We start from the raw sequence: 13,827 nt of genomic DNA on the forward strand, positions 1-13,827 counted from the left end.
GAGTGATTCTATATAATTAAATTTACGATTTAAATGATGGAAGAATAACTTTAATTGAAAAGGGGTTTTTTATTGAACCAGGCATTATTAGTAATCGATGCACAACAAGAATTGATTGATGGTAACGAAAAAGAAAAAGCCGTTTTTAATCAGTCTACTCTGCTAGATAATATTAATTCAGTGATAAAAAAGGCAATGGTTTCAAATAGTTTAGTCGTTTTCATAAGAGACAAAGATGTTGCTGAAGGAAGTGGTGAGGGTTTCGAGATTCATCAGGATATTGATATTCCAGCAAAGGCAACGATATTTGATAAAGAGGCGACGAATTCTTTTTACGGGACGCCATTATTGGAATTTTTACAAGATAACCAGATTATGCATCTTGTTGTGATGGGATGCAAGACAGAGTATTGTATTGATACAGCAGTTAGAATGGCAACCGTAAGTGGTTTTGATGTCACGCTTGTGGAGGATGGTCATTCAACGACGGATTCTCAATCTTTAACAGCCGAGCAGATTATTAATCATCATAATGAAATCCTTCATGGGCATTATAATGTTGATAATTTTTCAATGGTTAGAAAAGCTGCCGAGAATTTATTTCAACCTACTCATAATGAGTATCGCTAGATGAGCTTTAAATAATAAAGTGCATCGTTATACAATATCACATCCATAAAACGTTCCCAAATAAAAGTTAGGTAACAAAACCTCGTTAGGGGAGCATTTCTTGTTCAACTAACGGGGGCTTTACTTGTAGATCATTGAGTTGCATATGCAGCTCTTTTTTTCTTTCTTGAACTAACTGGGCAGGATAGTTGAATAAGAAGGTATATTTTAAAGACTGCCGAAATATTAAAGACGTAAAGATTTAACGTTGTTCATCTAAGAATAAACGTTCCTAATTTAGTTATCATAAGGAGTGCTTAAATTGACTGTACATAGTAATTTCCCTAATTTAGAAACTGACAGATTGATTTTGCGGAATGTGGGAAAAGAGGATATTGACTTTATTTATCGACTCTTCAGCAACGAAAAAGTATGTGAATTTTTATATGATGAAGAATTGTTTACGACTAGAAAAGAAGCTACAGAGTTTGTTGAATGGAATTCAAATCCCGAAGAAAAGGGATTTAATCGGTGGATATTAGTAGAAAAAAATAATTATCAACAAATTGGAACGTGTGGATTTCATTGTTGGGACAGGACGAACAATATAGCGGAGATCGGCTATGATTTATGGCACGAATATTGGGGACAGGGATATATGAAAGAGGGAGTGATAAGTGTTATTGAAAGTGGCTTTAATAATATGGCACTGAATAGAATTAACGCATTTGTAGCTTTGGAAAATGTCAATTCTATAAAATTATTAGAAAAGCTAGGATTTAAGAATGAAGGGGTTTACAGAGATAAGCATTTATTTCGAGGTAATTATTATGACCACTACTCTTTTTCTTTGTTAAAAAGAGATTGGAATCAAATCAAAGGTTAATTCCACAATTAGACTGACGTTCCCTTTAGTGTGTGAATGATTGCAATTAAACTAACGGGGTGCTTTAGTTCAATAACGAACTTCAACAATCGGGCGCTTTCCTGTAATAAGGAAAGTGTTTTTTTCCATTTTGAGGCCATTTAATGGAGGAAGAATATCAAGAAGAATTGAATACTTATGGTAATGATAGTATTGTGTTTTAGTTTGTACTTAAGTGATCGATGCAGGTTAGTACAATAATGGATTGATTTCTATCGGCACATACATAGTAAGATTTTTTTAGGAGCGATAGTAAGATGAAGATATTCTTTTTGTTTTCTACAATCATATTAATACTTGCATCCTGTTCTAACAAAACAATTAAGATTACTGATGAATTTATAGAAAACGTACCATATCCAAAATCAACCGAGATTATTTATGAGGAAAATTTTGAAAATGGGGAAATTATCTTGTATAAGGATGAAACAGGGTTTCGTATAGCTTTCAGGTCAGATAAAACAGGGGATTGGACTCATAGTAGTAATGCAGAATTAAAACCAAAAGATGAATTTGATTGGACGATGAATAATGACCCAACCATACCAATAGCTATGTTTGCAGGAGTGATTACTACTGAGGAAATAATAAAAGTCATAGTAAAACAAAGAACATTGGAGAATGAAGCAAAAATTATTGAGACTGAAGAGGGATTGAGATTTTGGTTTACTTCCTTTGATACCTTAGAAGAATCACATTCTGGAGAACCAGACCCATTGAAGATTGAAGCATTTGATAGTAATGGAAACTTATTGTGGAAAGATGAAGTTTTATAATGCTAAGAACCGAAACCTAAAATTTGGAACTGCGCGGGGAAAGACGTGAAGAAATATTAAATGCTGCATTAAAGGTATTTTCAAGAAGAGCAATGGTTGCATCAAAAATCAGTGAGATAGCTAAAGAAGCCAACTTAAGTTACGGGCTAATGTACCATTATTTTAAATCAAAGGAAGAAATATTTACGCTTTTAGTCCAACGTGCTGCGGAAAGTTCTGTTCAGATTATAGAAAAGGCACGTCATCAAGAAGGCACACCATTAGGGAAAATTAAATGGAATACAGATCAGATTCTCCAAAGTTTATCGGAGGGGAAACAAATCTTATTATTTTTAATTATGATACAAGCTAGTACATCTGACACTATTACTGAAGAAGTGAAGCAACTTTTAACTTCAAAGGAATTCAAATCGCCATTTAGTAGCTTATTACCTCTAATCATAGAGGGACAACAGTGCAATGAAATTATTCAAGAGAATCCACTAAAACTAGCCGTCAGTTACTATGCTTTTATTCAAGGTTTTGCCATTAATAAGTTGCAGTGGGCTGAATGTCCGATTCCAGAAGCTGAATTGATCATTAAAATATTTAAATAATTTTTTAGAGAAAGAGGTATTTAATGAGGATACATAATCAAAATATGAAATTTTGGTGTTTGTTCACCTCACCATTTTTCATTATATTATTAGGCTTTTTGACAGCAACAACTTTTACCCATTTTATTGGTGAATGGGCTTGGATTCCTCTAGCGATAGTATATTGGAGTTTGCTTGGTCTTTCTATCTGGACTTTTAAAGGCAACAAAAATCTAGGTGATTGGTTTCAAAAGTCAAAGAAGGCTCCTTTTTGGGTAACAATAACAATGCTATTCGGTATGTTTCCTTTAACTATTCTTATAATGAATTACCATATGTTTAATTCAGTTTGGTTGATTTTCTATTGGCTCCTATTTGCAATAATTAATCCTTGGTTTGAGGAATACTATTGGCGAGGTGTCCTATTCGATGGCTTATTAACTAAATTCCCTAAATGGTTTGCGATTCTATATACAACTATACTGTTTGTTATTAGCCATCCATTAATGTGGGGAGTATTTTCTTATGCAAATAAGTCTTATCATTTGTATATCTATTTATCAGTAGCTGGTATAGTGTGGTCAATTACATATCTAAAAACGAAAAGTTTGCGTTTTGTTATTTTATCTCATTTAATTGTAGATATAGGGAATTTGAGTGTTCTAACTTTCTTAAATATATACCTACCACCTTCGATGTAATAATTATTCTTTTGTTGTCAACATTATACAGTGAATGCGACTTTTTGAAGATTAAATTTGTTTATTTCAGTATATGATCTTCAAGAAATGGGCGCTTTCCTGGAATAAGGAAAGTGCTTTTTCAATAAAGGGACATTTAATGGAGTAAACTTTATAGTAATTTAGATACGATACTGAGTTTAAAAATTCTGATGATTCTTTTTTTATAACATGATAATTTTGTAGTGAAGTAAATATTGTTATAAGAGGAGATGAGATTTATGAATGTCAAAATTGAAAAGATTCCAGCATATCTGATTGCTTACATAAGGCAGATTGGCCCTTATGGAATTAACAATGTGCAAACAATGGAAAAGTTAAAAGAATGGGCAAAATCTAACCACATATTTAATGACGAATCAATAATTCTTGGAATTGCTCAGGATAATCCTGAAACTACTAAACCCGAAAACTGTCGTTATGATACCTGCATAGTTGTTTCAAACGACTATTCAGTAACTGATGGCAATGTAAGAGAAGGAAATATTGCTGGAGGAAAATATGCTGTTTTTAAAATTAATCATACAGCAGAAGCAGTTCAGAAAGCGTGGATTGAAATTTTTCCAGAGTTATCAAGACAAGGATATCAATTTGATGAAGCAAGACCAATCCTCGAAAGGTATGTAGTCAAAATGGTTAATAATCATCTTTGTGAAATCTGCGTACCTATAAAATAAAAGGGTGGTTTTCCTAAGAGCTTCTAAAAGACATGCTTTGTAATGATATTCAACTATAGGGCGCGTTTATTTAGGAATGCATCTTTTAGTTAAAGGGCCATATTGTTGAAATATAGAGTAAGATTGTAAAGTTTCTCACTTAAACTAACGGGGCAGTTTAGTTCAATAAGCAGTAATGGAATCTGTAGATTTTAAATGGTAAAATTAATTAAAATTGGGAGGGGCATAATTTGAAAATCAAAACTGATCGTTTGTTAATCGTTCCTTGTACTGCGGAAAGCTATAATGCTTTTTCTGATAAGTATGAAATGGGGCCACACATTGAAATGCATTTAGAGGAGTTAAAAAATGATATTAAATCTATCGGTTGGGGCGTTTGGTTTGTCATTCACTGTGACAGCAACTTAGTTATAGGAGATGTGGGTTTTAAAGGGAAACCAAACGATCAAAAGACTGTAGAAATAGGTTATGGAATTAATTCTGATTATCAAAATAATGGTTTTGCAACAGAAGCTGTAAATGGTATTAAGGATTGGGCCCTTTCTTCCAACCAGGTTGATAAAATAGTCGCGGAGTGTGCTGAAGAGAATGTAGCGTCAATAAGAGTCCTTGAAAAGATAGGAATGAGTCGAACTTATTCTAAGGATGGCTTTATATACTGGGAAAACCCACAAAGAGTAGATAGTTAAAGGGATTTTCTAAACTAGTATAGAATTTTTTGTTCCACATAAGGGCGCGATTGTTGCATACGCTTCACTTTTCTTCTTCAACTAACGGGGGCTTTACTTCAATAAGGAGTAGAGCCTTTTTTACTAACGAAGCAGTTTAGTTTAATTAGGTATCTTTGAAGGTGACAGATTATCAGTTGGAGGTATAAAAATGGAAGCAAAAAAATTTGACATTTTAATGTTATTTCAATTTCTTTTTGCAGTTCTTGTTATATTAATTGGTATTTACGGCAAGGTTACGGAAAACTACAACTTACTACCATTGATGTTAATACTTCTAAGTGTAACGTTATTTATAATGGGTTTACGAGAATATAAAAGAACTCAGAATTTATTGTGGGGTACTATCTGTTTATGCATTTCGTTATACATTTTTTTCGTTGCAGTTGAAGGCATTATGTTTAATTAAATTGAAGTAGTGGAGTAGTGTTCAACTAATGGGGGCTTTACTGGAAGAACATTGAGCTGTATTAAACAGATCTTTTTTCTTATTAAATTAACGGAGCACATAGTGCAATAAGGAATCTTATTTTTATAACAAATTTAATTATTAGATTCGGTGAACCCTACCATAAGTAAGTGCGGTTTTATTTCAGTTCTAATCAAGATAGAAACCTAGTTATATGGAACATGCTTAGATAATGATTACAAAAGAGCCACCTAAAACCCATGTTTTAAAAGGTTTTAGGTGATTTTGTACTATTATTAAGTTTTCATTTATTTAAATAAAGATTTTTAAATTAGTTAGAATGATCGTAAGTTTTAATGCATATTTTTACTTCTCTATTAACGATTGCTCCTTGATTTCCACAATTCGAGTTGCAACATGTTCGACAAAATATTCATCATGTGAAACGAATATAATTGTGCCGTCGTATTCATGTATAAAGTTAGCGAGTGCTTTCCTTGTGGCGATATCTAAAAAGTTTGTTGGCTCGTCTAGCAAGAGGACATTATAGCGACCTATAAATAATTCACTTAAAAGTAAACGAATACGTTCTCCACCACTTAAAACAGAAATTTGTTTTTGTAAATCAGTATGCTTAAATTGCATATGATGTAGCACACTACGAATAAAAGTATCACTATAATCGCTTCTAGAGTTTAAAAAATGCCCAACCGTTTCATTAGGTAGGCTTTGATAAGCAAGCTGTGAAAAGATACCCATTTTCACTTTTGGTGATACATCAATGCTTTCATGTCCATCGACGATTGCTTGGAATAGTGTAGATTTTCCACTACCGTTTGGACCAATCAAGGCAATTTTATCTCGTAAACCAACATGTAACTGAGCTTGTTGTAATAGAAATTTCCCATCGATAGCTAGTGAAATATTTTGAATCATAATCGGAAATTTATTATGAAGCTCTAATGCTTTTGATTGATGGAATTGAATGGACATGGTTTCTTTAACTTGCTCGACAACCTGTAACTGTTCAATGCGCTTTTCAATCGCTTTTGCTGCACGATGCACTGATTTTTGGCTCGTTCCCTTAGATTTTGTTTCAATCATACGGTTCGCCTTTGTATTTAATTCTTTCTTCGACTTAGTATTTGATTGTGTGATTTTTGCAGCTTTTTTCATTTTATCAGCTGAAGCCTTTTCCAGATGTGCTTTTTCATGCATGTATTTATCGTATGCGGCATGCAGCTGCTGTATTTCAAGCTCCTTTTGTGCCTCATAATCTGAGTAATTACCGCTATAAACAGTAATTTTGCCTTCATCAATTTCCCAAATTGTTGTGACAAGTGCATCTAGTATCGAGCGATCATGGCTAATTAAGAGAATGGCCCCGTAATAATAGTCAAATTGTGTCTGTAAAAAGCGTATGCCGTCTTTATCTAAATGGGTTGTCGGTTCATCGAGTAATATTGCTTCATAGTAATGGCTAAATGCCTGTGCGAGCTTCAGACGCGTGTGTTCACCACCACTATAAGGATCAACCGCATGTAATTTATGCTGAAGTGCTACATCTAAATTATCTTGCACAAGTGCATGGTTCGTTTGCTCAAAATAATAAAAATCGACATGGGTAGATACACTACCTTGCTGTGGATTTAGTTCTCCGGCTAATAGTTTTAATAATGTGCTTTTACCAGCACCATTTTTTCCAACAATACCAATACGGTCGAATTGATGAACGGCTAAATGTGGAATAGTTAAGATATCCTTTTCTAAAAATTGTACATTTATATTTTTAAGCTCAAAGCTAATGTTTTCCATATTCGCTACCTCCGAAATAGTTTATTTCGTATCGATAGCTTATCGATACGAGTGGATTAGGTAATCCAGCTCGTATTATTAAAAGAATAGAAGCGTCTGCATAGTTATAGTCCTCCCTAAAAAAAGTAAGTCTAAAACGCAATAAAAAAGCAGACATTTATTATGCCTGCATCGAAAAAATATAGAAATCACCCGTAAAAAAGTGATAATCTATTGTATTTCTTCGTTTACAAGGCATGACAAAAAAAGTCCCAATTTAGAGGGTATTGCTTTTTCATTGCCAGCTTAGCGTAAACGTAATAAATACATATAAAAAATCCCTCTTTCCAATAAATTACTATTATTATAATCTGTTTTCGGGGAAATAGTCAATATTAGTGGTCCTGTATCAATAGTTGCTTGTATAACGAACCAGAAATCAGCATGTTTGTATTAGTAAAAAGTCGTACTTAAACTAGGCCCGAAAAACAGTATCATAAATAAGTGTTTTTTAAGTGGAGCATCAACCTTGTGATGAATGAAGAGTATTTAGCAATCAATAAAGTTTGTGAAAAAATGTTCTTAAAGAAACGGGTGCTTTAGCAAAACAAGGCTGCCTTTTGGGTAGTTTTTTCTTATTGAACTAACGGGAGTTTTGCTTAATAAGAATTAAAGGATTATTGTTCAACGTGGTTGAATAAGTGTTATATATACTAATCCTTTTGGAGGTACATAAATGGAGTTTTATAAATTTAGTAAAGATAGTGGTAAGAAGATTTCAAAATTTAATTCAAATTTTATTATGTCTCGTGTTATTCAAACAGATAAAGCAACTAATATAGGATATATGCACTTAGATGAAAATGGCGTTGTAGGGTACCATCAAGCAGTAGTATCTCAACTTTTGGTAATAATAACAGGAGAAGGGTATGTTCGTAATGATAAAGAAGAATATTTTAAAGTTCAGTCTGGAGATGCTGTATTTTGGGAAAAAGATGAATGGCATGAAACGAAATCAGATAAAGGATTAACTGCTATTGTAATAGAAAGTGTTGAGTTAAATCCTTCCTTATTTATGTCATTAAAGAAATAGATTTTGTTGAATTAACGGGGGCTTTACTTGAAGATCATTGAGTTGCTTGGCAGCTCTTTTATCTTATTGAACTAACGCAGCAGGTTAATAAATCAATACCTTAGAAGATTTAGAAATTATAATGGAGGTGATTAGCTATGCAAAAGTGTGAGAAATGCAATGCACATTTCAGTTGGAGTGAAATCTCTAAAACCTGTTGGCGGAATTATAAACCGATTAAATGTAACGAATGCGATACAACACATAAGATAACAGCCCCAAGCAGATTAATTTTTGTCTCTTTTACTATTCTTCCAATGCTCATCTTAGCTTATTCCCTGCCCCCTTATAGCAATGGTCTTTTGATACTTGGCATAGCTCTTTTTCATTTTATAATTGGTTCTTTGTTGGCCCCTTTTTTTGTTACTTATAAGAAGTCTTTGTGAACTAATGTACTTAAGCTAAACGGATGCTTTACTTGAAGATCATTGAGTTTCATAGTCAGCTTTTAATATTGACAAGGAACTACACAAGCGTTTAAAAGGGAAGTGTTAATTCCTAAACGAGAATACTTAAATAAGCATACATCCATAAAATACTTTTTAAGGGAAATTAGAGTTAATCCTTTTTTAAAATCTGATTACTTTGAAGAATAGTATTATCAGAGTGATTTTACAGAAAGCAAATCTTTCGCTAACGGGGAGCTTTAGTACAACAAACATTTAGAAAATTTTCCCAAACAACGCTTTGGTAATCATTTTAATGATATAATATTTATTTAAAATTACAATTCGGAGGTCGAAAATGAAAACTTTTGGAATACGTAATTATAACTTGAATTATTGGAAAAGAACTGGATCCTATGCTGTTATTCAAAATGACCAACAACAATTTTTGTGTGTTGAAGATTTGAACGGATATTTGTTTTTAGTTGGTGGGGGTATTGATGAAGATGAATCTCCTCAATCTGCGTTGTTAAGAGAGAGCATTGAGGAAACAGGTCATAAAATTCAAATCGTTGAGTTTATTGGAAAGGCTGAAAGACATTGGGTTTCTAAAAAATATCCCAATGACTCTCAACATAATATCGGATTATTATTCTTGTGTGAACTATTAGAAAAAATTGCAGAACCAATCGAAAAAGAACCTATGCGTTGGGTGGATTTTAATGATTTAGAAGAGCATCTTTTCCACGAACATCATTTATACTTAATAAAACAGTACTTAAATATTTTATAATCAATTAATATAGAACAAAATACATAAAACGTTCCCAAATGAAAGTTATAGCAATACACCCATTCTAGTGTGAGTGGGGGAATGAAAGATTAAAGCGGAACCGCCACTAAAATAATGAATGCTGAAGACCCAAAAAAGATGACAAGAAGAAGAGCCCGCTTTGAAAGCGAGCTCTTTTCATTATTAGAGATGAACCTAATCTGCAATTTAATCTGTGATTAGCCTTCATTTAACTTATTAATTACTTCCTTCGCAAACGCATTGGTAAAGCGAATAGTCCCGTGATTCTGTACGATACGTCCTTCCTCGATGCGATGATCAAGCCAATCTGTAATAAAAGAAGGGCCATATCCGCCTTGACCGAATTCTCCGCCAAAAGCGATTATGTTTTGATATGCTGCCGCATATTGATCACGACTGGTGTCCGGATACGACTTCGTATATAACCAAAACTGCACATCATACATGACATACGATAATTCATCTGCATGAAAAGAAAAATGACCTTTTTTTTCAACAATCCGTGTACATATACTGCGGATTTTCTGTTCAACCTGTTCCACTTCGGTTACTGGTGTGCACAGCTCCTCCAGCAGGGGAGAAAATTTACCGTGCGCAACTTTATCCAAGGCTTCTTCTTTGTCTTCTTCAGAAGTATCATATTGTTCTTCGCTCACTAAGCCTTTTATAAACTCTTCAAAATTATCGGCAAGGAAGGTAATCTCATAATCATCTTCTTGATCGACATGAACGACTTCAGGTTCACCAGCTTTACCGCATGCTCGGTAGTCTAACATAACGACATCATGACCGGCTGAAGGACAATCACAGATCACCACGCCAATATCAGGATATCCCCATTCCTCAATCATAAATGGACTGCCCAGATCTCCGCCCAGCGAATAGCTTTTCTCGCGACCAATTCCCATAATCCCTGTAATAGCAATATGATCCTCTGCCCAGGAAGTTGGTTCCTGTGTTGGAAAGTAGGTGTTCTTCGGCACCCCGCCATTCTGATGCTTCATTAGATGAATATAAGAGGAGGGGAGCTTATAACAAAGCTCTTTTTCTATAGAAGCGATTAGTTCATCCGTCGGTGGCTCAGATTGATAGGATGTTCTAGCATACCCGCTGTCCTCCCAGAAATCAGTTAGAAACATATCTGAAAAAGGACTCTCCTTTGCTGCGGAACCGCCAAGCTCGAAGTAAGCTTGCTTCTTGGCAAGCCGGTGTTCTTCATTTTTCTGCTTCTTCGCTTTATGAGTACTCGTTCTTAAAAAGTACTCGGTACTTTTAACACCAGGCTCTAATTGATCAGACCTGTTGAAGGCTTGAGCTGCTTCCTCATATCGCTTTAAATGATAAAGAGCAAAGCCTACCCGATAATGCCATAGAGAGTCTTGTTTGCCAGCCTCAGAAATTTTATCAAATTGATAGAGCGCTTCTTTGTAAAGCCCCAAATTGTTATAGGCTCGGGCCAAAAGGCTGATTGATTCATAGTCTCGTTCTTCATCAGGAATTTGTGAAAGCGAATCGATAATTCGCTGATGTTCGTCTACTTCATGCCACTCGTTCAATTGATCAATAAGCTTTTGTTCCATTTCTACCTCCAAATGATTATTTAGAAAATAACTATATAAGTATCTGGTAGCCCCTACCTTTAAAATAGTAACATCTTTAAATGAAGGATTCTAGAATTTTCCTATATGTTACAATTATGCTGGATTCATATTTTGATTTATTTGCATTTGCACAAGTTATAGAAATTTGTACATAAAGGTAACATTGCTATCGTAAAGTGGCATTTATAGAGTTTGTGTTTCTGTTCCGGAGCATGAATAAATGTAGAATAAATATTCATATTTTTTTGTTCTACACATGTTCTACACAACCCAAGTGAAAAACCAGTAAAACCAAGGTTCTATGCGAATGTCAAATTCCCTCCTGGGACGTACTATCAAGCCTTACAGCCACAACGGTTATAAGGCTTTTTTATTTATTCATTGTATTGCGTAGGGTTTATTGGTGCCCACGACTTGTCTAAGGTGCTATCTTAAAATTTTTCACCTAAAAGATAATAGGATTTGTGAGAAACAAGGGATTCGGTCGGGGCTTCGGTTACTGACGTAGAAACCCTTTTTTATTACCATGAAAATTACGTGAATATAGTAGTTGGATTATTTGAGGTGTATTTCATACTGACAACTAGAGAGTAAACCGCTTCGATTAAAAGGGGGAAAACAACTACTTCTTCCTATAAGCTCTTTACAGATGCGATTTGAACAATTATTAATCAAATGCAAGTAAGTGGTTATCGATCTCGTACAATCAAGGATTTCTATCAATCCCTTGCCCTGACTAAAAAGCAATGCTCGGAAAATGGCTCCTTGGCGTATGCGAGACTTTGACAGCAACCGTTACGACTAGAGTAATTAAAATTTAATATCTGACTATGTCATATATAGCTAATTATTAGCTATCAAGTATTTAAAATATGAGACTAAACTATTATATTTAAACAAAATATTTTTGTGGTATAATTTCCTAAAAAAGGAGGGGTTTTTTGGGAAATAAAAAATATTTTAAAGTAATGAAATTATTAGTAAGTTTATCTGTTTGTTTTTGCATTATAAATTATCCGATTATTTCCTTTGCTGAAACACTTGATAATCCTTTAGGTAGTGAAACAAGTAAACCTAATGACATTGATACTGGTATAGCAAACTTAAACTACAATAACAGCGAAGTTTTAGCAGTGAAAGGTGATAAGATTAATAGTTTTGTTCCAAAAGAAGGTATAAACTCAAATGATAAATTTATAGTAGTTGAACGTAACAAAAAATCACTTACAACTTCACCAGTAGATATTTCAATTATTGATTCTATGGTGAATCGTACCTATCCAGGAGCATTACAACTTGCAAACCAAGCTTTTGTAGACAATCAACCAAGTTTATTGATTGCCAAAAGAAAACCGTTAAATATTAGCATAGATTTACCTGGCATGAAAAGAGAAAATACTATGACTGTGGGTAATCCAACATATGGTAATGTATCTGGGGCAGTAGATGAGTTAGTATCTACTTGGAGTGAAAAATATTCAACAACGCATACTTTACCTGCAAGATTACAATATTCAGAATCTATGGTTTATAGCAAATCTCAAATAGCAAGCACTTTGAATGTTAACGCCAATGTTCTCGACAATTCACTGGGGATTGATTTTAATGCGATTGCAAATGGAGAGAAAAAAGTGATGGTTGCGGCGTATAAACAAATATTTTATACGGTCAGTGCAGAACTACCTAACAATCCATCAGACCTATTTGATGACAGTGTTCATTTTGAAGAGTTAACTCGTAAAGGGGTAAGTAATGATGCCCCTCCCGTTATGGTGTCAAATGTAGCTTATGGCAGAACAATTTATGTGAAATTAGAAACAAGCTCTAAAAGCAAGGATGTACAAGCTGCTTTTAAAGCATTACTGAAGGATATCAATACTAATGTAGAAACTAGTGGACAGTACAAAGATATTTTTGAAGAAAGTTCCTTTACTGCTGTAGTATTAGGTGGAGATTCACAAGCGCATAACCAGGTTGTCTCTAAAGACTTTAATGATATTAGAAAAATAATTAAAGATAATGCAGAATTTAGTCTCAAAAATCCAGCATACCCAATATCATATACAAGTGTTTTCTTAAAGGATAATTCGATTGCTGCTATTCATAACAATACAGATTATATCGAGACGACAGCTACAGAATATTCTAAAGGCAGTATCATCCTTGATCATTATGGTGCATATGTTGCTCAATTTGAAGTAGCCTGGGATGAATTTTCATATGATGAGAATGGAAAAGAAGTACTATCCCATAAAACTTGGGATGGAAGCTGGAAAGACAAAACAGCTCATTTCTCTACAGTAATACCACTACCGCCTAATTCAAAAAATATTAGAATTTATGCAAGAGAATGTACAGGTCTTGCATGGGATTGGTGGAGAACAATTATTGATGAATACAATGTTCCATTATCTAATGAAATAAAAGTTTCGATTGGCGGAACTACATTATACCCAACAGGTAGTATTTATTAGGTATTATTCATGTTCAGAAGTTGCCCAAAAAGTGTCCAAAAATAAATAAGAACAAGGGGTTTGATAGAAATTAGGGATACGGTCAGGACTTCGGTCACTGATGCAGAATCCCTTTTTTATTACCCTGAAAATTATGTGAATATAGTACAGGGGATATCTTCCAACTCAATTGAATGGAGGATTTTTT

Annotated in this window: 14 protein-coding genes; 12 read left to right on the forward strand and 2 right to left on the reverse strand. The window is 33.9% G+C overall.

The genetic code is table 11. From position 1 onward, the window contains the following. Window positions 1–72: 72 nt before the first annotated feature. The 8 genes from O7776_RS09055 to O7776_RS09090 all read left to right on the forward strand — a co-directional run bounded on the left by O7776_RS09055 (window position 73) and on the right by O7776_RS09090 (window position 5,439). Window positions 73–630 carry a cysteine hydrolase family protein gene (locus O7776_RS09055; RefSeq protein ID WP_274310267.1) on the forward strand — a complete coding sequence of 186 codons (558 nt, stop codon included), beginning with the start codon at window positions 73–75 and terminating at the stop codon, window positions 628–630. Between the two features lie 301 nt (window positions 631–931). After that, window positions 932–1,495: a GNAT family N-acetyltransferase gene (locus O7776_RS09060; protein WP_274310268.1), complete on the forward strand. Its 564-nt coding sequence runs from the start codon at window positions 932–934 to the stop codon at window positions 1,493–1,495. A 296-nt stretch (window positions 1,496–1,791) separates the two neighbouring features. Then, window positions 1,792–2,310 carry a hypothetical protein gene (locus tag O7776_RS09065; RefSeq protein WP_274310269.1) on the forward strand — a complete coding sequence of 173 codons (519 nt, stop codon included), beginning with the start codon at window positions 1,792–1,794 and terminating at the stop codon, window positions 2,308–2,310. 23 nt (window positions 2,311–2,333) lie between these two features. After that, entirely contained in the window at window positions 2,334–2,906 is a 573-nt protein-coding gene (locus O7776_RS09070) for a TetR/AcrR family transcriptional regulator (RefSeq protein ID WP_274310270.1), read from the forward strand. Between the two features lie 23 nt (window positions 2,907–2,929). Next, window positions 2,930–3,586, forward strand: coding sequence for a CPBP family intramembrane glutamic endopeptidase (locus O7776_RS09075; protein ID WP_274310271.1), 657 nt, complete (start codon window positions 2,930–2,932; stop codon window positions 3,584–3,586). 260 nt (window positions 3,587–3,846) lie between these two features. Then, window positions 3,847–4,302: an AraC family transcriptional regulator gene (locus O7776_RS09080; protein WP_274310272.1), complete on the forward strand. Its 456-nt coding sequence runs from the start codon at window positions 3,847–3,849 to the stop codon at window positions 4,300–4,302. 230 nt (window positions 4,303–4,532) lie between these two features. Beyond that, complete coding sequence (locus O7776_RS09085) at window positions 4,533–4,991, forward strand: GNAT family N-acetyltransferase (RefSeq protein WP_274310273.1); 459 nt, start codon at window positions 4,533–4,535, stop codon at window positions 4,989–4,991. Between the two features lie 190 nt (window positions 4,992–5,181). Then, entirely contained in the window at window positions 5,182–5,439 is a 258-nt protein-coding gene (locus tag O7776_RS09090; protein ID WP_274310274.1) for a DUF3953 domain-containing protein, read from the forward strand. 366 nt (window positions 5,440–5,805) lie between these two features. Here O7776_RS09090 and abc-f read toward each other — a convergent pair whose 3' ends face one another. Then, a complete protein-coding gene (gene abc-f / locus O7776_RS09095; protein ID WP_274310275.1) occupies window positions 5,806–7,254 on the reverse strand; it encodes a ribosomal protection-like ABC-F family protein in 1,449 nt (482 codons plus the stop codon). A gap of 715 nt (window positions 7,255–7,969) precedes the next feature. On the opposite strand from abc-f, the gene O7776_RS09100 reads away from it, so the two are divergent. From O7776_RS09100 to O7776_RS09105, 3 genes are all read left to right on the forward strand, one after another. Then, entirely contained in the window at window positions 7,970–8,326 is a 357-nt protein-coding gene (locus O7776_RS09100; RefSeq protein ID WP_274310276.1) for a cupin domain-containing protein, read from the forward strand. 137 nt (window positions 8,327–8,463) lie between these two features. After that, window positions 8,464–8,751 (forward strand): TIGR04104 family putative zinc finger protein, encoded by a 288-nt coding sequence (locus O7776_RS20325; protein ID WP_420802161.1) that lies wholly within the window; start codon window positions 8,464–8,466, stop codon window positions 8,749–8,751. A 358-nt stretch (window positions 8,752–9,109) separates the two neighbouring features. Next, complete coding sequence (locus tag O7776_RS09105; protein ID WP_274310277.1) at window positions 9,110–9,544, forward strand: NUDIX domain-containing protein; 435 nt, start codon at window positions 9,110–9,112, stop codon at window positions 9,542–9,544. Window positions 9,545–9,762: 218 nt separating this feature from the next. Here O7776_RS09105 and O7776_RS09110 read toward each other — a convergent pair whose 3' ends face one another. Continuing rightward, the gene (locus O7776_RS09110; RefSeq protein ID WP_274310278.1) at window positions 9,763–11,145 is read right to left on the reverse strand and encodes an SMI1/KNR4 family protein; all 1,383 of its coding nucleotides are present in this window, start codon (window positions 11,143–11,145) and stop codon (window positions 9,763–9,765) included. A gap of 989 nt (window positions 11,146–12,134) precedes the next feature. On the opposite strand from O7776_RS09110, the gene O7776_RS09115 reads away from it, so the two are divergent. Further along, on the forward strand, window positions 12,135–13,640 hold the full coding sequence (locus tag O7776_RS09115) for a thiol-activated cytolysin family protein (protein WP_274310468.1): 1,506 nt from the start codon (window positions 12,135–12,137) through the stop codon (window positions 13,638–13,640). Window positions 13,641–13,827: the final 187 nt, after the last annotated feature.

This window comes from Solibacillus daqui, assembly GCF_028747805.1.
Taxonomy (GTDB): domain Bacteria; phylum Bacillota; class Bacilli; order Bacillales_A; family Planococcaceae; genus Solibacillus; species Solibacillus daqui.